Annotated in this window: 20 protein-coding genes; 17 read left to right on the top strand and 3 right to left on the bottom strand. The window is 61.8% G+C overall.

The features are described from left to right. Window positions 1-91: 91 nt before the first annotated feature. The 12 genes from nrdR to BK658_RS24490 all read left to right on the top strand — a co-directional run bounded on the left by nrdR (window position 92) and on the right by BK658_RS24490 (window position 8,794). Window positions 92-556 (top strand): transcriptional regulator NrdR, encoded by a 465-nt coding sequence (nrdR, locus tag BK658_RS24545; RefSeq protein WP_019693850.1) that lies wholly within the window; start codon window positions 92-94, stop codon window positions 554-556. Continuing rightward, window positions 553-1,686, top strand: a complete 1,134-nt coding sequence (gene ribD, locus BK658_RS24540) for a bifunctional diaminohydroxyphosphoribosylaminopyrimidine deaminase/5-amino-6-(5-phosphoribosylamino)uracil reductase RibD (RefSeq protein ID WP_123584551.1) — start codon at window positions 553-555, stop codon at window positions 1,684-1,686. Before nrdR ends, ribD begins: the two co-directional genes overlap by 4 nt. Window positions 1,687-1,734: 48 nt before the next feature. Continuing rightward, complete coding sequence (locus BK658_RS24535; protein WP_123584550.1) at window positions 1,735-2,397, top strand: riboflavin synthase; 663 nt, start codon at window positions 1,735-1,737, stop codon at window positions 2,395-2,397. A gap of 16 nt (window positions 2,398-2,413) precedes the next feature. After that, window positions 2,414-3,505 (top strand): bifunctional 3,4-dihydroxy-2-butanone-4-phosphate synthase/GTP cyclohydrolase II, encoded by a 1,092-nt coding sequence (ribBA, locus tag BK658_RS24530; RefSeq protein ID WP_054594246.1) that lies wholly within the window; start codon window positions 2,414-2,416, stop codon window positions 3,503-3,505. A 91-nt stretch (window positions 3,506-3,596) separates the two neighbouring features. Next, window positions 3,597-4,073, top strand: coding sequence for a 6,7-dimethyl-8-ribityllumazine synthase (ribH, locus tag BK658_RS24525; protein ID WP_003228649.1), 477 nt, complete (start codon window positions 3,597-3,599; stop codon window positions 4,071-4,073). Further along, window positions 4,070-4,570, top strand: coding sequence for a transcription antitermination factor NusB (gene nusB, locus BK658_RS24520; protein ID WP_019693846.1), 501 nt, complete (start codon window positions 4,070-4,072; stop codon window positions 4,568-4,570). Before ribH ends, nusB begins: the two co-directional genes overlap by 4 nt. 21 nt (window positions 4,571-4,591) lie before the next feature. Continuing rightward, window positions 4,592-5,557, top strand: a complete 966-nt coding sequence (thiL, locus tag BK658_RS24515; protein WP_123584549.1) for a thiamine-phosphate kinase — start codon at window positions 4,592-4,594, stop codon at window positions 5,555-5,557. Beyond that, window positions 5,554-6,057: a phosphatidylglycerophosphatase A family protein gene (locus tag BK658_RS24510; protein ID WP_123584548.1), complete on the top strand. Its 504-nt coding sequence runs from the start codon at window positions 5,554-5,556 to the stop codon at window positions 6,055-6,057. Before thiL ends, BK658_RS24510 begins: the two co-directional genes overlap by 4 nt. 39 nt (window positions 6,058-6,096) lie before the next feature. Continuing rightward, complete coding sequence (locus BK658_RS24505) at window positions 6,097-6,852, top strand: substrate-binding periplasmic protein (RefSeq protein WP_123584547.1); 756 nt, start codon at window positions 6,097-6,099, stop codon at window positions 6,850-6,852. Window positions 6,853-6,963: 111 nt separating this feature from the next. Further along, complete coding sequence (gene ribA, locus BK658_RS24500) at window positions 6,964-7,581, top strand: GTP cyclohydrolase II (RefSeq protein ID WP_019693842.1); 618 nt, start codon at window positions 6,964-6,966, stop codon at window positions 7,579-7,581. Next, window positions 7,578-7,997, top strand: a complete 420-nt coding sequence (locus BK658_RS24495) for an MFS transporter (protein WP_123584546.1) — start codon at window positions 7,578-7,580, stop codon at window positions 7,995-7,997. The genes ribA and BK658_RS24495 overlap by 4 nt, the downstream gene beginning before the upstream one ends. Then, window positions 7,997-8,794, top strand: coding sequence for a cobalamin-binding protein (locus tag BK658_RS24490; protein ID WP_123584545.1), 798 nt, complete (start codon window positions 7,997-7,999; stop codon window positions 8,792-8,794). The genes BK658_RS24495 and BK658_RS24490 overlap by 1 nt, the downstream gene beginning before the upstream one ends. Window positions 8,795-8,999: 205 nt before the next feature. On the opposite strand, the gene dxs is transcribed toward BK658_RS24490, so the two are convergent. The 3 genes from dxs to BK658_RS24475 form a co-directional block, all read right to left on the bottom strand. Continuing rightward, window positions 9,000-10,898, bottom strand: coding sequence for a 1-deoxy-D-xylulose-5-phosphate synthase (gene dxs, locus BK658_RS24485; protein WP_123584544.1), 1,899 nt, complete (start codon window positions 10,896-10,898; stop codon window positions 9,000-9,002). A gap of 110 nt (window positions 10,899-11,008) precedes the next feature. Further along, window positions 11,009-11,896, bottom strand: a complete 888-nt coding sequence (gene ispA, locus BK658_RS24480; protein WP_123584543.1) for a (2E,6E)-farnesyl diphosphate synthase — start codon at window positions 11,894-11,896, stop codon at window positions 11,009-11,011. Next, window positions 11,893-12,135, bottom strand: a complete 243-nt coding sequence (locus tag BK658_RS24475; protein ID WP_019693836.1) for an exodeoxyribonuclease VII small subunit — start codon at window positions 12,133-12,135, stop codon at window positions 11,893-11,895. The genes ispA and BK658_RS24475 overlap by 4 nt, the downstream gene beginning before the upstream one ends. A gap of 342 nt (window positions 12,136-12,477) precedes the next feature. Between BK658_RS24475 and BK658_RS24470 the strand changes: the two genes are divergently transcribed. From BK658_RS24470 to BK658_RS24450, 5 genes are read left to right on the top strand one after another with little or no spacing between them, the layout of a single operon-like run. Next, on the top strand, window positions 12,478-13,269 hold the full coding sequence (locus tag BK658_RS24470) for a YfaP family protein (RefSeq protein WP_123584542.1): 792 nt from the start codon (window positions 12,478-12,480) through the stop codon (window positions 13,267-13,269). Between the two features lie 51 nt (window positions 13,270-13,320). Then, window positions 13,321-15,045: a DUF2138 domain-containing protein gene (locus tag BK658_RS24465; protein WP_123584541.1), complete on the top strand. Its 1,725-nt coding sequence runs from the start codon at window positions 13,321-13,323 to the stop codon at window positions 15,043-15,045. Further along, window positions 15,015-15,680: a DUF1175 domain-containing protein gene (locus tag BK658_RS24460; protein ID WP_404943197.1), complete on the top strand. Its 666-nt coding sequence runs from the start codon at window positions 15,015-15,017 to the stop codon at window positions 15,678-15,680. The genes BK658_RS24465 and BK658_RS24460 overlap by 31 nt, the downstream gene beginning before the upstream one ends. Beyond that, the gene (locus BK658_RS24455) at window positions 15,677-20,248 is read left to right on the top strand and encodes an alpha-2-macroglobulin family protein (RefSeq protein WP_123584540.1); all 4,572 of its coding nucleotides are present in this window, start codon (window positions 15,677-15,679) and stop codon (window positions 20,246-20,248) included. Before BK658_RS24460 ends, BK658_RS24455 begins: the two co-directional genes overlap by 4 nt. Before the next feature lies 1 nt (window position 20,249). Further along, window positions 20,250-21,881: a DUF2300 domain-containing protein gene (locus BK658_RS24450; RefSeq protein ID WP_123584539.1), complete on the top strand. Its 1,632-nt coding sequence runs from the start codon at window positions 20,250-20,252 to the stop codon at window positions 21,879-21,881. The last annotated feature ends 3 nt before the right edge of the window (window positions 21,882-21,884 follow it).

The raw sequence follows: 21,884 nt of genomic DNA, 5'->3' as shown, positions 1-21,884 counted from the left end.
GTGTAGCCCGTCTATATACCGCAAACCCTATGGCTTGTCTTGCCAGTGGGATGCGCTACCATGGCCCTCCCTTTTTTTGTTGCCTGCCACCATGCACTGTCCCTTCTGCGGTGCCAACGACACCAAGGTCATCGACTCGCGTCTGGTCGCCGAGGGCGAACAGGTGCGCCGCCGGCGCGAATGTCTGGCCTGCGGCGAACGTTTCACGACGTTCGAAACCGCCGAACTGGTGTTGCCGCGCCTGATCAAAACCGACGGCAGCCGTCAGCCGTTCGACGAAGAAAAACTTCGTGCCGGCATGCAGCGTGCGCTGGAGAAGCGCCCGGTAAGCGTCGAGCGCCTGGAAGCGGCGCTGGCCCATATCAAACACAAACTGCGGGCGACCGGCGAGCGCGAGGTCAAATCCCTCGTGGTCGGTGAACTGGTGATGGCCGAGCTGCAAAAGCTCGATGAAGTCGCCTACATTCGTTTCGCTTCGGTGTATCGCCGCTTCCAGGACCTCAACGAGTTCCGCGAAGAGATCGATCGCCTGGCCCGTGAGCCGGTCAAACCATGACGATTTCTTCAGAACAAGCGATTCTCGACGCCCATTACATGGCGCGCGCGCTGGAACTGGCGCGCAAAGGTCACTACACCACCCATCCCAACCCTCGGGTGGGCTGCGTGATCGTGCGTGACGGGCAGATTGTCGGCGAAGGCTGGCATGTGCGCGCCGGCGAACCGCATGCCGAAGTCCACGCCCTGCGCGCCGCCGGCGAAAACGCCCGGGGCGCCACCGCCTACGTCACGCTGGAACCTTGCAGCCATCATGGCCGCACGCCGCCGTGCGCCGATGCGCTGGTGAACGCCGGCCTGGCACGAGTGGTTGCGGCGATGCAGGATCCAAACCCGGAGGTTGCCGGTCGCGGCTTGCAGCGTCTGGAGCAGGCGGGCATTCAGACCCGCAGCGGCGTGCTCGAAGGCGAAGCGCGCAAGCTCAATGAAGGTTTTCTCAAGCGCATGGAACACGGCTTGCCGTTCGTGCGGGTCAAGTTGGCGATGAGCCTCGACGGTCGCACCGCCATGGCCAGCGGCGAAAGCCAATGGATCACCGGTCCCGCCGCCCGCTCGGCCGTGCAGCGTCTGCGGGCTCAGGCCAGCGTCGTGTTGACCGGTGCCGACACGGTGCTGGCCGATGACGCGCGCTTGACCGTGCGTGCCGATGAATTGGGTCTGGATGCCGAGCAAACTGCGCTCGCCATAAGCCGCCCGCCGCTTCGCGTGCTGATCGATGGCCGTCTGCGCGTGCCGCTCGACGCGCCGTTCTTCAAGGCCGGCCCGGCGCTGGTCGCGACCTGCGTCGCGGTGGAGGAACAATACGCCAACGGCCCTGAATGCCTGATCGTGCCCGGCGACGATGGCCAGGTCGACCTGCGCAAACTGCTGCTCGAACTCGCCGCCCGTGGCGTCAACGAAGTGCTGGTGGAAGCTGGCCCGCGTCTGGCCGGAGCGTTTGCCCAGCAAGGGTTGGTGGACGAATTCCAGATCTTCATCGCGGGCAAGTTCCTCGGCTCCACAGCGCGACCATTGCTGGACTGGCCACTCGCGCAAATGAGTGATGCGCCACAACTGAAAATTACTGAAATTCGCGCTGTCGGCGATGACTGGCAAGTCATCGCGGTCCCCGTGCCGCAAGCGAGCGTATAATTCCCGGCCTGCGCCACAAGCGAAGGTTTTGTTCTCGAGGAGGACTCCATGTTTACCGGCATCATCGAATCCATCGGCAGCATCCGTGCATTGACCCCAAAAGGTGGTGATGTGCGGGTTCACGTAGAAACCGGCAAGCTCGACCTGAGCGACGTCAAGCTCGGCGACAGCATCGCGGTCAACGGCGTCTGCCTGACAGCCGTTGAACTGCCGGGCAATGGCTTTGCAGCGGACGTCAGTCGCGAAACCCTCGACTGCACGGCCATGAATGACCTGAAAAGCGGCAGTCCGGTCAACCTGGAAAAAGCCCTGACCCCGACCACCCGCCTCGGTGGGCACCTGGTCAGCGGTCACGTCGACGGTGTCGGCGAAGTGGTTGCGCGTACCGAAAATGCCCGTGCCGTGGAGTTCCGCATTCGTGCACCGAAAGACCTGGCCAAATACATCGCCCATAAAGGCTCGATCACTGTCGACGGCACCAGCCTGACGGTGAACGCGGTCGACGGCGCCGAGTTCTTGCTGACGATCATTCCGCACACCCTGAGCGAAACCATCATGGCGTCTTACCAGCCAGGTCGCCGGGTCAACCTTGAGGTCGATCTGCTGGCCCGTTACCTGGAGCGTCTGTTGCTGGGTGACAAGGCTGCAGAACCCTCGAAGGGCAACATTACCGAAAGCTTTCTGGCCGCCAACGGCTACCTCAAATCCTGACTCAAGGGGGTGCCGCGTGGCGCTCAATAGCATCGAAGAACTGGTTGAAGACATCCGCCAAGGCAAGATGGTCATCCTCATGGATGACGAAGACCGCGAGAACGAAGGCGACCTGATCATGGCCGCCGAGTGCTGCCAGCCTGAACACATCAACTTCATGGCCAAGCATGCTCGTGGCCTGATCTGTATGCCGATGAGCCGCGAGCGCTGCGAGTTGCTAAAGCTGCCATTGATGGCGCCGCGCAACGGCTCCGGTTTCGGCACCAAGTTCACCGTGTCCATCGAAGCCGCTGTCGGCGTCACCACCGGTATCTCTGCGGCTGACCGTGCACGCACTGTGCAAGCGGCTGCCGCCAAAGATGCCAAGGCCGAAGACATCGTCAGCCCCGGCCATATCTTCCCGCTGATGGCCCAGGCCGGCGGCACCCTGGCCCGTGCCGGCCACACCGAAGCGGCTTGCGACCTGGCGCGCATGGCCGGTTTCGAGCCGAGCGGGGTGATCTGCGAAGTGATGAACGACGACGGCACCATGTCCCGTCGCGCCGAGCTGGAAACCTTCGCCGCCGAACACAACATCAAGATCGGCACCATCGCCGACCTGATTCACTACCGGATGATCCATGAACGTACCGTTCAGCGGATTGCCGAGCAGCCGCTGGACAGCGAACTGGGCCAGTTCAATCTGGTGACCTATCGTGATTCAGTGGAAGGCGACGTGCACATGGCACTGACCCTGGGCACCATTTGCGCCGAAGAACCAACCCTGGTTCGCGTGCACAATATGGACCCGCTGCGTGACCTGTTGATGGTCAAGCAGCCAGGCCGCTGGAGCCTGCGCGCCGCCATGGCCGCGGTTGCCGAGGCTGGCAGCGGTGTGGTGCTGTTGCTCGGTCACCCGCTCGATGGCGATGTGTTGCTGGCGCATATCCGCGAAACCGCCGATCACGCGCAGCCGAAAAAACCGACTACCTACAGCATCGTCGGTGCCGGCTCGCAGATCTTGCGTGACCTGGGTGTACGCAAAATGCGCCTGATGAGTGCGCCAATGAAATTTAATGCGATATCCGGTTTCGATCTGGAAGTTGTAGAATACGTGCCCTCCGAATAACGGCCGGTGTTTTTCACCCCCTTGTTCGCGGTTCAAATATCACTAAAGAGCGCGTACTGAACGCGCTCTGGCTCTTTAAGAGATTTGTCGAATGACCCTGAAGACCATCGAAGGTACCTTCATTGCCCCCAAAGGCCGCTACGCTTTGGTTGTTGGCCGCTTCAACAGCTTCGTTGTTGAAAGCCTGGTAAGCGGTGCTGTTGATGCCCTGGTTCGCCATGGCGTGAGCGAAAGCGACATCACCATCATCCGTGCCCCTGGCGCCTTCGAAATCCCGCTGGTTGCGCAGAAAGTCGCTCAGAAGGGCGAGTTCGCGGCAATCATCGCGCTGGGCGCGGTCATTCGTGGCGGTACTCCGCACTTCGAATACGTGGCTGGCGAGTGCACCAAGGGCCTGGCCCAGGTGTCCATGGAATTCGGCGTACCGGTCGCTTTCGGCGTCCTGACCGTCGACTCGATCGAGCAAGCCATCGAACGTTCCGGCACCAAGGCCGGTAACAAAGGTGCTGAAGCTGCCTTGTCCGCTCTGGAAATGGTCAGCCTGCTGGCGCAGTTGGAGGCCAAGTGATTAGCGACGAAAGCGATCGTTTCAACCCGCGCGATCCAAAGCCTGCGGATGCTGGCAAACCATCGAAAAGCGTCAAGCGTCGCGAAGCCCGTCAGCTCGCGACCCAGGCGCTGTATCAATGGCACATGGCCAAGCAATCGCTGAACGAGATCGAAGCGCAGTTCCGGGTCGATAACGATTTCACCGATGTCGATGCCGCGTACTTCCGCGAAATCCTCCACGGGGTTCCGGCACACCGCACCGAGATCGACACCGCGCTCAAGCCATGCCTGGACATCGAAATCGAAGAGCTGGACCCGGTTGAACTGGCGGTTCTGCGCCTGTCCACCTGGGAACTGCTCAAGCGTGTCGACGTACCTTACCGCGTGGTGATCAACGAAGGCATCGAGCTGGCTAAAGTCTTCGGTTCCACCGATGGCCACAAGTTCGTCAACGGTGTACTCGACAAGCTGGCCCCGCGCCTGCGTGAAGCTGAAGTGAAGGCGTTCAAGCGCTGAATTGCGCTTGAGCAGCTGCCAATGGGCGAGTTTGAGCTGATCCGCAACTATTTCGCCGCCGCGCCTTGTGCGCAGGGCGGTGAAGGCGTTGCCCTGGGGATCGGCGACGACTGCGCCTTGCTCGCTGTTCCCGCAGGGGAGCAGCTGGCAATTTCCACCGACACACTCGTGGCCGGTGTGCATTTCGCAGACCCTTGCGACCCGTTTCTGCTCGGTCAGCGTTCGCTGGCTGTGGCGGTCAGCGATCTGGCTGCCATGGGCGCCACCCCCATTGCCTTTACCCTTGCCTTGACCTTGCCGACGGTAACCGCCGATTGGCTGGACGCCTTCGCCCGTGGTTTGAACGCCATGGCGCAACACTGCGGTGTACGGCTGGTGGGTGGCGACACCACACGCGGCCCGTTGAGCCTGACCATGACCGTGTTCGGTCGGGTCCCGGCAGGCAAGGCGCTGACCCGCAGCGGTGCGCAACCCGGTGATCTGGTGTGCGTGGGCGGTGAACTGGGCAACGCCGCCGGTGCATTGTCGTTGGTGTTGGGTGAGCGAGTCGCGCCCGCCGATGTTGCCGGGCCGTTGTTGGCGCATTATTGGTCACCACAGCCGCAGCTTGAATTGGGTCTGGCATTGCGCGGCAAGGCCACCTCGGCGCTGGATATCTCTGACGGTTTGCTCGCCGATTACGGGCATATCGCCAAGGCCTCAGCTGTCGGCTTGCTGATCGAAAGCGAAAAGCTGCCGCTGTCCACGGCACTGGTGAGCTTTCTCGGTGAGAATGCGGCTCGCGTGGCGGCCTTGAGTGGCGGCGACGACTACGTGCTGGCGTTCACTCTGCCGCCCGCGCAATTACCGGGACTGCTCGCTGACGGCTGGCCGATTCACGTTATCGGGCAGGTTGTGGCCGGGCAGGGCGTGACGCTGCTGGACGCGAACGGGCAGGACATCACCCCGCAAGCCCGGGGTTATCAACATTTTCGGGAGACACCGTGACAGATCATCCCAAACAGGGCCCGGCAGAACACGTGCCGCCATCGGTCTGGCGTAATCCCTGGCATTTCCTGGCGTTCGGCTTCGGCTCGGGCACCTTGCCCAAGGCGCCAGGCACCTGGGGCTCGCTGGTTGCGCTACCCTTTATCCCGTTATGGCAGATGTTGCCAGACTGGGGTTACTGGCTGATGCTCGGCATCACGATGCTGTTCGGCTTCTGGCTGTGCGGCAAGGTTGCCGACGATTTGCGGGTGCACGACCACGAAGGCATCGTCTGGGACGAAATGGTCGGGATGTGGATCACCCTGTGGCTGGTGCCGGCAGGTTGGTACTGGCTATTGGCGGGGTTCCTGCTGTTCCGCTTCTTCGACATTCTCAAGCCATGGCCGATTCGCTGGATCGACCGACATGTGCATGGCGGTGTCGGGATCATGCTCGACGACGTGCTGGCAGGCGTGTTCGCCTGGTTGGCGCTGCAGGGGCTGGTCCGGTATTTCGCCTGATGGGCTGATTGAGGGACGAATAGATTGAGGGGCTGGGGGATGGTCGGACGCTGGCTGTGGGTTCTGGTTTTTGCGGTGTTCTGTTCGCTCGCCCGTGCGGCGGATGTGCCGACGACACCGGCCGTGATTCATCTGGCCAGCGAGGACTGGGATGACTACACCGCCGCCGATGGTCATGGGCTGGCCTGGGACATTTTGCGCGCGGTGTTCGAGCCGGCCGGGGTGAAACTGGATATTCGCACCGTGCCTTACACCCGTTCGGTGGGGCTGGTGCAGCGTCGTGAAGTGGACGCGCAGGTGGGCTCCTATTCCAATGAGGCCGAACAGGTGCTGTATCCCCACTGGAATTTCGATTCCGATCATATTTATGCCCTGGGCCTTGCGAGCAACCCGGCACCGACTCTGGAGACTCTGGGGGCGTACCGACTGGCCTGGGTCCGTGGCTATCGCTACGAAAGTTACCTGCCGAACATCCACCGCTATAACCAGATCGAACGCCGCACCGGAATTTTGCCGATGCTCAAACAGGCTCGGGCGGACTTCTATATCGACGCGCTGACGGAAGTCAATGAAGTGCTCGCAGAAGCTGAGGATCCGTCCCTGTATCGGCGCGCACACTTGACCGAACTGCCGTTGTACCTTGGTTTCGCCGATACACCACGGGCCCGTGCCCTGATGGCGCTGTACGACAAACGCATGGAGTTGCTGGTCAAAACCGGCCAGTTGAAACCGATCTTCGAACACTGGAAACAACCTTACCCCTTTGATGAGAGTGCCAAGCCGGCAGGGCAGTGATCAAACTTTTTGATCGTTATGGCCGATAATTCAGCCTAAGCGTCAGCAGGAACCTGCTGTTACAATGCCGCCTCTGCGAATCTCCAGTACATACAGATCAGGAGCACACCGGTGCCTGTCGTTTTTGTCGCCGCTTCCAAGCTGCCCACGCCTTTTGCGCAATTCACCATGCATGGCTTTCTCGATGAGGCCACTGGCCGCGAGCACGTCGTACTGAGCCTGGGTGATGTCGCCGACGGTGCCCCGGTACTCGGCCGGTTGCACTCCGAATGCCTGACCGGCGATGCCTTGTTCAGCCAGCGTTGCGACTGCGGTTCGCAACTTGAGGCGGCGTTGCAGGCGATCGCCCGCGAAGGTCGTGGCGTATTGCTTTACCTGCGTCAGGAAGGCCGTGGCATTGGCCTGCTGAACAAGATCCGCGCGTATGAATTGCAAGATGGCGGTGCCGACACCGTTGAAGCCAACGAGCGTCTGGGCTTTGCTGCCGACCAGCGCGACTACGCCATGTGCCTGCCGATGCTTGAACACCTGGGTGTGAAATCCCTGCGCCTGATGACCAACAACCCGCGCAAGGTCAAAGCCTTGACCGACATGGGCATCGTGGTTGCCGAGCGCGTGCCGCTGCACACTGGTCACAATCCGCACAACAAGCTCTACCTGGCGACCAAGGCCAGCAAGCTCGACCATATGATGGGCAACGAGCATCAGGGCGAGGCAGACCGGGCGTGACTCGCGGTCAGGTCCGACGGCGACTGTCCGTCAACTGGTGGCAATACCTGGCGTTGGCCTTGCTGCCGCTGTTGGTGATCAACGGCGTATTCGGCCAAAGCGAGGCGTTTTTGCCGGTGCTGGCGATGCCGTTTTTCATTGCCGGGATGGCCTCGATGTTTGTCAGCCTGCGGTTTTTCGGCGGCTACAAACACGCCTTGATCGCCACCCAGAAAACCCTCGATACCCCGGAAGAACCCGCTGCCTGGGTTGCCTTGGCTGCTAAACGCCGAATTGCACTCCTTGTCGCGTCCTTACCGGCCTGGGTTGGTGCTCTGGCGGTGTTCGTCGGTCTTGAAGCGGTGCCTTTGGTCCTGCTGGCGTTGTCGACCGCGGTGCTGTTCTACCTTTACCGTATTCCGCGTCAACTCGGCTGATGCGCCGTTGGCTGGCGGTTCTGCTGCTGGCCTTCAGTGGCTCGGCGGTCGCGGTCGAGCGGGTGGTCAGCCTCGCGCCGTCACTCTCGGAAATCGTCGTTGAACTGGGCTCGGCCGACTTGCTGGTGGGCGTGCTCGATGCTGGCGAGCGTCCCGCAGAACTCAACGCCATCCCTTCTGTTGGCCGTTACGGTCAGCTGGATATTGAGCGCGTGCTCAGTCTCAAACCGGATTTGCTGTTGCTCTGGCCTGGCAGTGTCGGCCCGGCGCAGCGTGAGCAACTGAGCCGATTGGGGATCCCGACCTACGTCGCCGAACCGCATAACCTCAAACAACTGACCCGCCAAATCGAAGCGATCGCCAAGCAGCTCGGCCGACCCGAACGTGGGCGCACGCTTGCGGTTGATTTGCGCAAGCAGCTCGACGATTTACGCCAGCGCTATCAGCGCAAAGAACCGCTTCGGGTGTTTTATCAGGTCTGGGATCAGCCGCTCTACACCGTGGGCGGTGGGCAGATCATCAGCGATGCGCTTGAGGTGTGCGGTGCGCGCAACGTGTTCGCCGACATGACCTTGCCGGCGCCGCAGGTCAGTGTGGAGTCAGTGCTTTCGCGTAATCCCCAGGTGATCCTCGCCAGCAGCCAGGTACAGCTCGACGCCTGGAAAGCCTGGCCGCAGATGACCGCAGTGGCTCAAGGGCAATTGCTGTTGGTGGCGGATAAAGGCCTGGAGCGGCCGAGCGGGCAGATGATTGAAGCGACAGCCAAGTTGTGCCGGTTGATCGCGCCCACCCGTTGAGACCGAGGTGCCCGCTTGTATGTTCAGACTTGAAGGGGTGGGCGGGGGAGCTTCATGGGCAGTCCGTGGCGTTTGGGGCGAACATAAATCAAATGTGGGAGCGAGCCTGCTCGCGATGACGGTGTGTCAGTCAACATTAGAGTCGACTGTCAGTCCGCTATCGCGAGCAGGCTCGCTCCCACAGGGTTATGTGCAGGTTTGGGGTTTAGAGGCCCAGCAGCTGTAAGCGCTGACGTACGGCTTCTTCGATCCCGGCTTCATCCAGGCCACATTCGGCGAGCATTTGCGCCGGCTTGGCGTGCTCGACGTAGACGTCCGGCAGCCCTAGATGCAGCATCGACTTGAGGATGTTCTCGCGGGCGAGGAACTCGCTGACTGCGCCACCGGCACCGCCCATGATGGCGTTTTCTTCGATGGTCACCAGCAACTCGTGGCTGCCGGCGATCTCGCGTACCAACGCTTCATCGAGCGGTTTGACGAAGCGCATGTCGACCACGGTCGCATCGAGTTTTTCAGCGACTTTCAGTGCTTCGGCCAATTGCACGCCGAACACCAGCAGGGCGACGGTGCTGCCCTGGCGACGAATCACGCCTTTGCCGATTTCGATCGGTTCGAGGTTCTTTTCGATAGGGGCATTCGGGCCCGTACCGCGTGGGTAACGCACTGCCGCCGGGCCGTTGTACAGATGGCCGGTGCTGAGCATCTTGCGCAGTTCGTTTTCGTCGCTCGGGGTCATCACCACCATGCCGGGGATGCACCGCAGGAACGACAGGTCGAAACTGCCGGCGTGAGTCGGGCCGTCTTCGCCCACCAGGCCTGCACGGTCGATGGCGAACAGCACGTCGAGGTTTTGCACCGCGACGTCATGGATCAGTTGGTCGTAACCGCGTTGCAGGAACGTCGAATAGATCGCCACCACCGGTTTGGCGCCTTCGCAGGCCATGCCGGCCGCGAAAGTGACCGCGTGTTGTTCGGCAATCGCCACGTCGAAGTAGCGCAGCGGGAAGCGCTCGCTGAAGGCCACCAGGTCGGAGCCTTCTTTCATCGCCGGGGTGATGCCGACCAGGCGCGGGTCAGCAGCGGCCATGTCGCACAGCCACTCGCCAAATACGCCGGAGTACTTCGGCCCACCGGCTTTTTTCGGCGCGGCGGCAGGAGCGTCCAGCGGTTCGAGCTTGGTGATCGCGTGGTAACCGATCGGGTCGACTTCCGCCGGGGCGAAGCCTTTGCCTTTTTTGGTCACCACGTGCAGGAACTGCGGGCCCTTGAGGTCACGCATGTTGCGCAGGGTGGCGATCAGGGTGGGCAGGTCATGGCCGTCGATCGGGCCGATGTAGTTCCAGCCCAGTTCTTCGAACAGGGTTCCGGGTACCAGCATGCCTTTTGCGTATTCTTCGGTACGACGGGCGATTTCCCAGGCGCCGGGCAGGCGCGACAGGACCTTTTTGCTGCCTTCACGCATGCTGGCGTAAGTGCGGCTGGAAAGGATCTTCGCCAGGTAATTCGACAGCCCGCCAACGTTGCGCGAGATCGACATGTCATTGTCGTTGAGGATCACCAGCATGTTGGCGTTGACTTCCGGCGCGTGGTTCAGCGCTTCGAACGCCATGCCGGCGGTCAGTGCGCCGTCGCCGATCACTGCGATCGCCTTGCGATCACTGTTTTGCAGGCGGGCGGCAATCGCCATGCCCAGCGCTGCGCTGATCGAGGTGCTGGAGTGGCCGACGCCAAAGGTGTCGTATTCGCTCTCGGAGCGACGCGGGAAGGCCGCAAGGCCGTCCTTCTGGCGCAGTGTGGCCATGCGTTCGCGGCGACCGGTGAGGATCTTGTGCGGATAGGCCTGATGACCTACGTCCCACACCAGCCGGTCGTCCGGGGTGTCGAAAACGTAATGCAACGCGATAGTCAGCTCGATGACACCCAGGCCAGCACCGAAATGCCCGCCGGTCTGACCGACCGTGTAGAGCAATTCCAGGCGCAACTCATTCGCCAGGGTTTCCAGCTCGGCTTCGCCTAACCGGCGCAGGCCGTCCGGCGTGTTGGCACGGTCGAGCAGGGGCGTGGTCGGGCGCTTGCGGGGAATCTCATGAAACGTCGTGGGCATCAGGCGAATCGTTATAGGTATAAAAGAGGCGGCAGTTTACCTGATGCATCGCACGCTGCCCACGCAGAGCTTGGAACTTGGCCGATTTGCAGTGGGCAACGAGCGCCGGATCAGTTGCGGCGTTCGACGATATAGCGCGCCAGATCACGCAGCGGCTCGGCCGACGCGTCAAACGGTCGCAGTGCGTGCAGGGCCTGATCTCGCAGTTCCAGGGCATAAGCCTTGGCCGCGTCGAGGCCGAGCAGCGCCGGGTAAGTCGGTTTATCACGGGCAATATCGGCGCCCTGGCGCTTGCCGAGGGTTTCGGTATCGCTTTCGACATCGAGAATGTCGTCCTGCACCTGAAACGCCAGGCCGATGGCCTGTGCATAGGTCTGCAAGGATTTCAGTTGGTCTTTCTCGGCGCGGCCACTGGCCAGCGCGCCAAGCTTGACGCTGGCTTCGATCAGCGCGCCAGTCTTGTGCCGGTGCATGTATTCGAGGGCTTTTTGATCAAGCTTCAAGCCGACCGACCCCAGGTCGATGGCCTGACCGCCGACCATTCCGGCCGGGCCCGCCGCCAACGCCAGGGCGCTGACCATTTGCAGGCGGATTTCAGCGTCGGCTGAATTCAGGCGTGGGTCGAGCAAAGCGCTGAACGCCAGGCTTTGCAGGCCGTCACCGGCGAGAATCGCGCAGGCCTCGTCGAATTTTTTATGCGTGGTCGGTTGGCCGCGACGCAGATCGTCGTCGTCCATCGCCGGCAAATCGTCGTGCACCAGCGAGTACGCGTGGATCAACTCCACCGCACAGGCCGCACCGTTGGCTTGCTCAGCCTCACCGCCCAGCGCTTCGCAGGCCGCATAGGCCAGCAACGGCCGAACGCGTTTGCCGCCATTCATCACGCTGTAGCGCATGGCTTCATATAAACGTGCGAGTTCAGGGCTCGGCGTGTTGAACAGGGTTTCGAGCGCCGCGTTGACCCGGGCCTGACTGCTGGCCGAATACGCCGCGATCATTCTGGCTGTTCCGCGTCAAAGGGAGCCTCGGTCAGCTCGCCATCGCGCTCAAGCAGCACCTGAACCTTCTGCTCGGCCTGCGCCAGCGCAGCCTGGCAATCACGGGTCAGACCGATACCTTGCTCGAAAGCGGTCAACGAGTCTTCCAGCGACAGCTCGCCGTTCTCCAGGCGCTCGACCAGCGTTTGCAGGTCGGCGAGGGATTGTTCGAAATCCAGTGCAGCTTTTTTGCGGGCCATGGCGGCGATTTCCGGTAGACGTTAAACCGGCGCGACACTAGCAGATAGGGGGGAGAGGGGCAAATGGGCGGGGCATTTGGCGCAGCCGTTGCGGGGTAAAAACCACGTTGATCTCAGAACCTGCTGACGATCGATCCACTATTCGGCCCGTCGTCCAGCAGCGGGCGTGATTCTCACCGCAAATTTAGTTGTATCTGATTGTTAAAAACCGTCCATATCGCTAACCTTCGCGCTTTCTACGACCCAATAACCACGGGTCTTTCTGACGAAACACAGTTTTTTGATCTGTAACGCGCCGAGGATCGGGCGCAAGGTTTCGTTATGCATGGCAGGAGGCGTCACATGCGTTGTTTTCTTTCACTGCTGATCACACTGATCTGCGCATCGGCTGCCTGGGCGGGGCCCACGGCCGAAGTGTCGGAACCGGTGGGTGGCTGGCGCTATAACGGCCTGCTGGACCGCAGTGAAAACCCTCAAGTTGCCTATCCCACACCGCCCATCGATCGGGGCGTGCAGCGCAATCGCACAATGATCGAAGGCCAGCTCAAGGCCATTGGCACGCTACGCGGGCCTCACACCCTCGCGGTCAACGGCAATCCTCTGAATCTGTACACCGATGACAACGGGCGTTTCACCCGCCCGTATGCGTTCGGTGCCGGTTCCAACAGCGTCGAAGTCCGCAGCTCCGAAGGCAAGTCGCTCAAGCGCGTGCAGTTCTATGAGGCGAATAACCTGCGCACCCCGGCGCGGATTCGCGTGGTGCTGGGTTGGGACGATCCGAAGGCCGAACTCGATCTGCACATCATTACCCCCGACGGCCAGCATGCGTTTTTCGCCCACACGACGTTGACCAACGGCGGCGGCCTCGACCCGGATGGTGTCGATGGCCCGGGCCCGGAAATGTTCACCATGACCGCACCGATGCATGGCACCTATCTGGTTTACGTGAACTATTGGGGCAACTTTGGCAGCGGCGGCTATAACTTCGATGAGTCGAGCAACCAGAACAAGGTGATCACCTCGCAGATCAATCTGGTGCTCAACGAAAACACCGTCGACGAAAAACGCGAAACGTTCATCGTGCCCTTGCGGGCTATCGGTGATCTGTTGCTGGTCAAGACTTTCAACTATTGAACATCCCGCATCACGGATGAATTGCTGAGCTTTGGGAACATGAGCGTGAACATGAGCGATAACACGATTTCACCGGCCGATTCCCCGGCCGTCGGCGCACCTGCGGCCAGCACCTCTCGTCGTTGGCCGGCGCTGCTGATCGGGCTGTGCCTGGTGGTCGGCGTGGCGGGCGGGTTGGGCTGGTTCATGCACAAGCCCAAGGCGCCGCCGGTGCAACTGGCCAGTGACAAACTGGGCATGAGCCGGCCGGACGGTCTACTGGAAACCCGTTCCTTGAGCCAGTTGCCCAAGGACTTGCTGACGGTGCCATTTCTCAAGGAAACCCTGACCGAAGATTTCGTCTTCTATTACGAAGCCCATGCGGATCGCCTCGGATTGATCGGCAGTCTGCGCCGGATCATTTACGAACATGACCTCAAGTTGCAGGACAGCCTGATCGAACAGCTATTCGATCAGCCAGCAGACGTGGCGCTATGGCGTGGGGCGGATGGTCGCCTGAAGGACTTTCTGCTGGTGATGGATCGCGGTGGCCTGGCCAAGGTGCTGGAGCCGTTGGCTAAAGTGGCGCTGGATGATTCGCAGTTGAGCCAGCTCAGTGAGATGAACGTCGCCGGCGATGTGGTGCCGGTTTATCAACTCACCTACAACGCCAGCAAAGCTCTGGTGTTCGCTTCTCACGGCGACAAACTGGTGGTGCTGTCCAACCCGCGCAAGCTGTATGACATGGGCCATGGTCCGACCGACGAGCACGGCATGGTCTCGACCCAGGCGCTGGAAGCACTGCTGGGTGGCGAAAAGCTCTTCCCCGAAGCCTTCGGCCTGCAACCTAAAGCCCCGGAGGTCAAACAACGCCTTTCGGTCAACTCCAGCGTATTAGCCATGGGGTACCAGCGCTTCATCCCGAACTTCGCCGGGCTGCGTTTCGACATGGACGACAAGGGCTGGCACAGTTTCCTGGCCATGGATGAGCTGGAAAACCAGCCGGACTTCGATTTCAAACCGATCTGGCAAGCCATGCCCATGGGCGCCAGCGCCTGCGTGGCCCTGCCGCTGGCCGCCGAACAACAAAAACCGCTGCTGGTGAAACTCGGCGCCGAGGAAGCGGTGGCCCAGGCCCTGACCGACCATGTGGCCGGTGCCGCCGGCCTCTGCTGGTACGCCGATTCACGGCTGTACACGCCGTTGCTGGTCGCCAGCCTGAATGACAAGGACAGCGCCAAGCTCGACGGCGATCTGGGCAAGCTGTTTGGCTCGATGGTGGGCGCTTATGAACACAATGTCGCCGAGCACGCTTTTGCGGTGGTCGAGAAACAGGAAGGCGAAACCCATCGGTGGCAGCGCCAGGTCAGCTCCAACTTTGGCCAATACCCGGCCAAGGCAGCCGAGCAGCCTGACGCAATCACCGGTAAGGCATTCCTACGGGTGAGCCTGGCGCGCCACGGCTCGACGCTGTTGTTCTCCCTCGACGACACTCTGGTGGACAAAGCCCTCGGTACCCTCGACAAACGTTTCCCGCCGCTGGCCGACGTGTTGCCGAAAGATCAGCTGACGCCGCTCTACTTCGGCCCGGATTCCATGGCACAGCTGATGCAGCGGGAAACCCTCGACAGCCTGCCGCAAGACATGGAGCCGGTTTTCTACAACGCCGCGCAAACCTACCTGATTCCGAAATTGCGCACGCTCGGCGGCTACGGCAAGTACGCCCTGACGTTGCCCAAAGGCAGCGAGCCCGATGGCCACTGGCAATGGCTGCCGCTGGAGTGGAAAGCCCTGTGACGGCACTCATCCGAGGCCTTGGCCTGCTGGCGCTGCTGCTCGGCACGCGGGCATTTGCCAGCGAAGCCGCGCCGCTTGACCCGCAGCAATCCCAGGTCTTTCGCGCCTGGTTCGTGCGCATCGCCCAGGAACAACTGACCCAGGGCCCGAGCCCGCGCTGGTATCAGCAGGACTGCGCCGGGCTGGTACGTTTCGCTGCCAACGAAGCGCTGAAAGTCCACGATGACAAATGGCTGCGTAGCAATGGCCTGTCCAACCGCTACCTGCCGCCGGAACTGCAATTGAGCGACGCCCAGCGCGGCCTCGCCCAGCAATGGCAGCAGGGCGGTGGCAAGGTCGGGCCTTACGTCAACGCCATCAAGCTGATCCAGTTCAACAGCCGTCTGGTGGGCCGCGACCTGGCCCAGGCCCGGCCTGGCGATCTGATGTTTTTCGATCAGGGCGACGACCAGCACCTGATGATCTGGATGGGCCGCTACATCGCCTATCACACCGGCACCACCACCCCTACCGACAACGGCATGCGCTCCGCAAGCCTGCAGCAACTCATGACATGGAAGGACACCCGATGGATTCCCGACGCAGCCAACCCCAACTTCATCGGCGTCTATCGACTGAACTTTCTCTCCCAATGATCGGTGCCCGCATGTTGCGCATTTGTTCAAGACTGCCCCTGTTATTGGCCTTGCTGGCCCCTTTGGCCACGGTCAATGCTGATGATTCCGTCGAGCCCAGCGGCTACACGGCGGTGGCCGGTGAAAGTTTTTTCCTGTTGGCCGACAGCAGTTTTGCCAGTGATGAACAGGCGATGGTTCGCCTCGAAGCGCCGGGCCGCGACTATCGCCGGTACCGCATGGAGCCGTACGGCGGCGCGGACATTCGGGTCTATCGGATCGACAAGCCGCTGGATTTCCTCAAGCGCCAGAAGAACCTGCATCGCGTGGTCAGCGACGGCCAGTTCAAGGGTGAAGGCCTGTCGAACACCCTCGCCTACCTGTGGGACAGCTGGTATCGCAAATCCCGTCGGGTGATGCAGCGAGCGTTTTCTTACGAGTCTCGCAAACAGGTCACCGAGCAAGTGCCGGAACTGAAGATGGGCACCGCCATCGTCGCGCGAACGCCTTACGACGCGCAGCCGCAATTTGCCTTGATTCCGGGTTTGCCGGTGGTCAGCCAATTTCGTTATCCGCTGTGGGAGGCCAAGCCGATACAGCCGCCTGCGGGGGTGAACCTGGCGGGCTCTTCCAGCGAGTTCATCAGTGTCGCGCCGGGTAACGTCTACATCCCGTTGGGTAACCTGAAGCCGGGGCTGTATCTGGTGGAGGCGCTGATCGGCAAGTACCGTGCGACCACCATGGTGTTCGTCTCCAACACCGTGGCCGTGAGCAAGATTGCTGGCGATGAACTGCTGGTCTGGGCCGCACGCAAACATGAAGGCAGTTCAGTGCCCAAGGTCAATGTGCTGTGGACCGATGGCCTGGGTGTCATGAGCAGTGGCGCCACGGATGCCGATGGTTTACTGCGTCTGAAACACGTCAGCCCGGAGCGTTCCTTCGTGATCGGTGAAGACGAAGAGGGCGGGGTATTTGTCTCCGAGAACTTCTATTACGACAGTGAGATCTACGACACCAAACTCTATGCATTCACCGACCGTCCGCTCTATCGGCCGGGGGATTGGGTGTCGCTGAAAATCGTTGGTCGCGAGTTCAAGAACGCCCGGGATTCGGTGCTGCCAGCGGCTGCCGACGTCAACGTCAGCGTGCTTGATGCCACCGGCACCGCGCTGCAATCGTTGGCGTTGAAGCTGGATTCCAAGGCCGGTACCCAGGGCCGTTTCCAGTTGCCGGAAAACGCTGTGGCCGGTGGTTATGAGCTGCGCTTCAGCTACAAAGATCAGGCCTACAGCAGTGCCTTTCGCGTTGCTGAATACATCAAGCCGCACTTCGAGATTTCCCTGAATCTGGCCAAACAGGATTACCGCACCGGCGAACCGGTTAAGGGTAGCCTCGTGCTGCTGTACCCGGACGGCAAGCCCGTGGCCAACGCCAAGTTGAGCCTGAGCCTGCGCGCCCAGCAACTGTCGATGGTCGACAACGAGCTGCAATACCTCGGGCAATTCCCGGTGGAGCTGACCAGCACCGAACTGACCACCGATGCCAAGGGCAACGCCACACTCGAGCTGCCGGCCGCCGAGAAACCGAGTCGCTACATGCTCACGGTGTTCGCCAGCGACGGCGCGGCGTATCGGGTCAAGACCACCAAGGAAATCCTCATCGACCGCGGCGCCGCAAGTTTCCGCTTGAGCGCGCCGCAGCGCTTCAGTGCGGTAGGCGACAAGGTTGCATTCAGCTACGCCAACGAGGGCGGCAGCGAGCAGGGCAAAGCGCTGAGCCCTAGCACCTACAGCTGGGTGCGCCTGGAAGACCAGAGCAAGGGCGAGGGTACACTCGCGGCCGCGGATAAAGGTTTTGCACTGACGTTCGATCGCCCGGGTACCTACAACCTGACGTTGAAGGATGACCACGGTCGTGCGCTGGGTGGCACCGGCCATTCGGTCACCGGCGACGGGGTCAAAGCCGTACCAGGCACTGTGGAAATCGTTCTCGACAAACCCGAGTACAAGGCGGGCGATGAAGCGCTGGCATTGATTACGTTCCCTGAGCCGGTCAGCGATGCCCTGCTGTCTCTGGAGCGCGACAAAGTGGAGGCCACGGCGCTGCTGTCCAAGGGCGGCGACTGGCTGAAAATGGAAAAACTCAGCCCCACGCAGTACCGCGCGCGGATTCCGGTAAAGGACACGTTCGCCCCGAACCTGACCTTCTCCGTGCTCTACACCAAGGGCGGCCAGTACAGCTTCCAGAACATCGGCATCAAAGTCGTGGCGCCGCAGATCGACGTGACCATCGCCACCGACAAGGACAGCTACCAGCCGGGCGACACTGTGTCGGTGGACCTGACCACCCGGTTCGCCGGCAAGCCGGTTCCGGCGCACCTGACGGTCAGCGTGGTGGATGAAATGATTTACGCGTTGCAACCGGAAGTCGCACCGACCATCGACCAGTTCTTCTACCACCCACGGCGCAACAACGTGCGCACCAGCGCCAGCCTGTCGTTCATCAGCTACGACGTGGCCTTGCCGGGCAGCCCTGGCGCGCCAGGCAAGGCCAACCGTAGCGAGCGCGGAGTGAAAGTGCTGGAGCGACCACGCCGCGAAGACGTCGACACGGCGGCATGGCAGCCGGAGTTGATGACCGACGCCAACGGCAAGACCCGCTTCACCTTCAAGATGCCCGACTCCCTGACCCGCTGGCGCATCACCGCCCGGGCCATTGCCGATGACGGTCAGGTTGGTCAGAAGAAGCAATTCGTGCGCTCGGACAAACCGCTGTACCTGAAATGGAGCGGGCCCAGCAAATTCCGCATCGGCGATAAACCGGATCTCGGGGTGTTCGCTTTCAGCCAGTCCGATAAACCGGTCAAGGCTGAACTGGTAACCCATTACGGCGGCGTTGATCAGCGTGTGCCGGTGACCCTGAACAACGGGATCAACTACATCGCGCTACCCGCCTTCGCATTGGCCAGTGGCGAGTGGACCGCCGAGTTGGTGCAGGATGGTAAAACCGCAGACGCCCTGGCCGTGCGCTTGACCGCGACCGGCGAAGGTTGGCAAGTGACTCAAAGCCAAAGTCTGGATGTGGTCGGCGGCGATACACCGCTGACCCTGCCGGCGGATGCCAGCGATATCCGCCTGCGGCTGGATGACAGTCCGCAAGCGCTGTTCCGTTCGGCCCTCGACGACCTGTTGAGCTACCCGTACGGTGGCGTCGAGCAGACCGCCAGTCGTTTGCTGCCGCTGAGCATCGCTTACCCGACCTTGTCGTCGAACCCGCGGATTCGCGACCGCTTGCGGCTGATCATGCAGAACAGCCGTCTGCGACTGGTGCAAATGGCCGGGCCTTCGGCGTGCTTCACCTGGTGGGGCCAGGATGGCGAGCCGGATGCGTTCCTCACTGCTTACGCCTATTACGCCGACTGGTACGCCAGCAAGGCGCTGGATCTGAGTCTGCCGCCGGAGCACTGGCAGCAGGTGCTGGAGATCTACGCAAAACAGGCGAAGGACACGCCGCTGTTGCAGCGAGCGCTGATTGTGTCGTTCGCCAGGCAGATGCAATTGCCGGTGAATACGTTGCTCAGCGGTTTGATGGATGACCTGGCGAAAGCGGGCGAGGGCAATGCCGCTAACCTGATGGACGAGGGGCAAGACAGCATCGTCATGAGCGATCCGGACTCGGCGCTGGGTCTGGCCAGTGCTCGCGTGCTGACCGCATCGATGGCCGTACAGGCGAAGGTCAATCTGCCGGACGCTTTCAATCGGCAGCTGGCGGATGCCAGGCAACGTTTGACCGTCAGCTCCCAGCCGTTTGTCGAAGCCTTGAACCTGTCGCTGCAACCTTTCGATCAGGCACGTGCGACAGCGTTGTTGCAACGTCTGTTGCCGCAGCAATCGACCCTGGAGCGTGCTTTGGCGCTGACCTGGTTGCAACGCAGCATCGAACAGGCTTCACCCGCCGTTGCATTGACACCGGGTGAAGGCTGGAAGCAAGGGCAGGGCACTACTGGCGAAATCTACTGGCAGTGGCAAGGTGCGCAAGTGCCTGGCGTGTTGTCCCTGACCGGCGCCCAGGAGCGTCCGCTGCGAGCTGCGTTGAGCTTCCAGAGCAAGCAACCGGCATTCGATCCGATGGCCGTGACCATCACTCGTCGCCTGTCGCGGCTGGTGCCGGGTGACGAAGCCTTCAGCTTCAAGCTGGAAGCGGTCGGCACCCAGCCATTGTCCAGTGACAGCCTGTACCTGGACGAAGTGATCATCGCCAGCAACGCCGCGAAGCCACTGCGCTACGGCATGCTCGAAGTGCCGCTGCCACCGGGTGCGGATGTAGAGCGTACGACCTGGGGCATCAAGCTCGTGGGCAAGGCCGGCAGCGAGCCGAGCGCGCTGGAAAAGGCCCGTTTCGAACCGGGACAATTGGCCTACGCGATTCCGGTCGATGCCCTGAGCGGTGAGTTGCGCCTGCGTCATCTGGTGCGTTTCTCGCAAAAAGGTCAGTTCAACCTGCCGCCAGTACGCTTCACCCAGGTTTATGCGCCACAGCACCAGGCCCTGGAACAGAAGCCGGCCCTCGGCCAGATCACGGTCAAATGACATGATCCGGCCTCTGGTCTGGTGGCTGCTGTGTCTGATTCCTGCGCTGGCCACGGCGCAGGACGAGCCGCTGCGCCTGGCCTTGAAGGGTGAGTTGCTGCAGTTGAGCCGGACTCAGGTAATGGCGCGCGAGCCGTTGCCGCAGACGTTGCAGACGCCGCTGGGGAGTGTGTGGAAGCTGTTCGTTTACGGGTGGCTGGTCGATACCGGCGCTCGTGAGCCGGTTTATGAGTGTCGCGGGCAGTCGAAGGAAGAAGTGTATTGCTGCACCGCTGGCGGGAGCATTGGGCGGGATCAGGCGTTGGCGAAATCCTGCGGACTGTATTTCGAACCGCAGCGGTTGGGTATTACTGACGCCGGTTGGCGGGAATATTGGCAGGCGCGTCAGGCGCCGGAGTGGTTACTGGATTTGCCGTCGTTGCAGCCGCAAACCCGGGTTTCGGTGGCTGAGTTGTTAAAGGCCCTGGCGCTGATGCCGGCGCAGGATCAGGCCCGTCGAGTGTTGCTGGACGTGGTGTTGAACGCTGCTGATGGCAATGCCGTGGGTGAACTCGGTGGCCGCCTGCGAGTGAAAACCTGGAGCTGGCTGGGGGATCAGGACCCTTTGTCGCGTCAGGGCGGGTTCGCCGGATGGCTGGCGGACGGAACGCCGATCTGGGCCGGCGGGCGGGGCACCAGCCAGAAGGTCCTGCGCAACTACGCAGATGCGCTGTCCAGCGCGTTGCCGTCCACTTGGCCTGCGCAAGCGGGGCGATGCGTCGAAGTCAGCCTGTTCTCCCGCTATCCACTGCAGCGCGTGCTCTCAGGTGATCGCGTGGCGCTCCCCGGCCCCTTGCAGGGCGACTACCGCGTCGAGTTCGTCAACGGTAACCAACTCGACATCCACAGCGATGGCGAGCTGTTTCTATTGAAGGACGGCCCTTCACAAAATCTGGTCGCCCGCCTGGACCGCGAAGAATACGTCGCTCGCGTCCTCCAGCGCGAAGCCAGGCCCGAACCCGCCGAAGCCGCCAAAGCCCTGGCTGTCGCGATCCGCACCTACCTGCTGCAAAACGCCACGCGCAACGGTGACTGCCTGAGCATCGACGACAGCAGCAGCCGTCAGCGCGTCGCCCCACGCCCGGCCGCGGCGGACTCGCGCAACATTGCCGCCTGGACCAGCGACCTGGTCCTCGCCGGCAGCACCGTCACTTACCACTCCGATCAGCCCGGCACAGACAAACTCTCCTGGCGGCAAGCCGTCGAACAAGCCAGCGCCGGCCAGCGCTACGACGCGATCCTGCTTCACGCCTACCCGCGCGCGAGCCTCAGCCGTTGGGACAATCCCGTCGCCTCCTGCGAGGCCCTGCCCGCCGCACAAGACTGGCTGCAGAAGCAGCGCCGCGGCTGGCGCCAACGCCTTGAAAGTGAAGTCGGCTACAACGAAGTCAACACCTTTGCCGTCTGCCGCCTTGCTTTCGGTAACCCTTATGTCGACCGCGAACGCCAGCGCATTTATGTGCGCGGCGTGCTGTCGCTACAGGATCGCCTCGACCTGACTCACGAATACCTGCACCTGGCCTTCGATGCACACCCCAACGGCCAGGACGAAACCTACATCGAAGGGCTCGCCCGCCACCTTTTACTGGAATAGGCC

The sequence above is a fragment of the Pseudomonas brassicacearum genome, from assembly GCF_003732175.1.
Lineage (GTDB): Bacteria > Pseudomonadota > Gammaproteobacteria > Pseudomonadales > Pseudomonadaceae > Aquipseudomonas > Aquipseudomonas brassicacearum_G.
This window is presented reverse-complemented; position numbering and strand designations above follow the sequence as displayed.

What these genes read in the sequence shown, in the direction of transcription:
- nrdR (WP_019693850.1), top strand. Translation starts at nt 92, where the DNA reads ATGCACTGTCCCTTCTGCGGTGCCAACGACACCAAGGTCATCGACTCG.
- ribD (WP_123584551.1), top strand. Translation starts at nt 553, where the DNA reads ATGACGATTTCTTCAGAACAAGCGATTCTCGACGCCCATTACATGGCG.
- BK658_RS24535 (WP_123584550.1), top strand. Translation starts at nt 1,735, where the DNA reads ATGTTTACCGGCATCATCGAATCCATCGGCAGCATCCGTGCATTGACC.
- ribH (WP_003228649.1), top strand. Translation starts at nt 3,597, where the DNA reads ATGACCCTGAAGACCATCGAAGGTACCTTCATTGCCCCCAAAGGCCGC.
- thiL (WP_123584549.1), top strand. Translation starts at nt 4,592, where the DNA reads ATGGGCGAGTTTGAGCTGATCCGCAACTATTTCGCCGCCGCGCCTTGT.
- BK658_RS24505 (WP_123584547.1), top strand. Translation starts at nt 6,097, where the DNA reads ATGGTCGGACGCTGGCTGTGGGTTCTGGTTTTTGCGGTGTTCTGTTCG.
- BK658_RS24490 (WP_123584545.1), top strand. Translation starts at nt 7,997, where the DNA reads ATGCGCCGTTGGCTGGCGGTTCTGCTGCTGGCCTTCAGTGGCTCGGCG.
- dxs (WP_123584544.1), bottom strand. Translation starts at nt 10,898, where the DNA reads ATGCCCACGACGTTTCATGAGATTCCCCGCAAGCGCCCGACCACGCCC.
- ispA (WP_123584543.1), bottom strand. Translation starts at nt 11,896, where the DNA reads ATGATCGCGGCGTATTCGGCCAGCAGTCAGGCCCGGGTCAACGCGGCG.
- BK658_RS24475 (WP_019693836.1), bottom strand. Translation starts at nt 12,135, where the DNA reads ATGGCCCGCAAAAAAGCTGCACTGGATTTCGAACAATCCCTCGCCGAC.
- BK658_RS24470 (WP_123584542.1), top strand. Translation starts at nt 12,478, where the DNA reads ATGCGTTGTTTTCTTTCACTGCTGATCACACTGATCTGCGCATCGGCT.
- BK658_RS24465 (WP_123584541.1), top strand. Translation starts at nt 13,321, where the DNA reads ATGAGCGATAACACGATTTCACCGGCCGATTCCCCGGCCGTCGGCGCA.
- BK658_RS24460 (WP_404943197.1), top strand. Translation starts at nt 15,015, where the DNA reads ATGGCTGCCGCTGGAGTGGAAAGCCCTGTGACGGCACTCATCCGAGGC.
- BK658_RS24455 (WP_123584540.1), top strand. Translation starts at nt 15,677, where the DNA reads ATGATCGGTGCCCGCATGTTGCGCATTTGTTCAAGACTGCCCCTGTTA.
- BK658_RS24450 (WP_123584539.1), top strand. Translation starts at nt 20,250, where the DNA reads ATGATCCGGCCTCTGGTCTGGTGGCTGCTGTGTCTGATTCCTGCGCTG.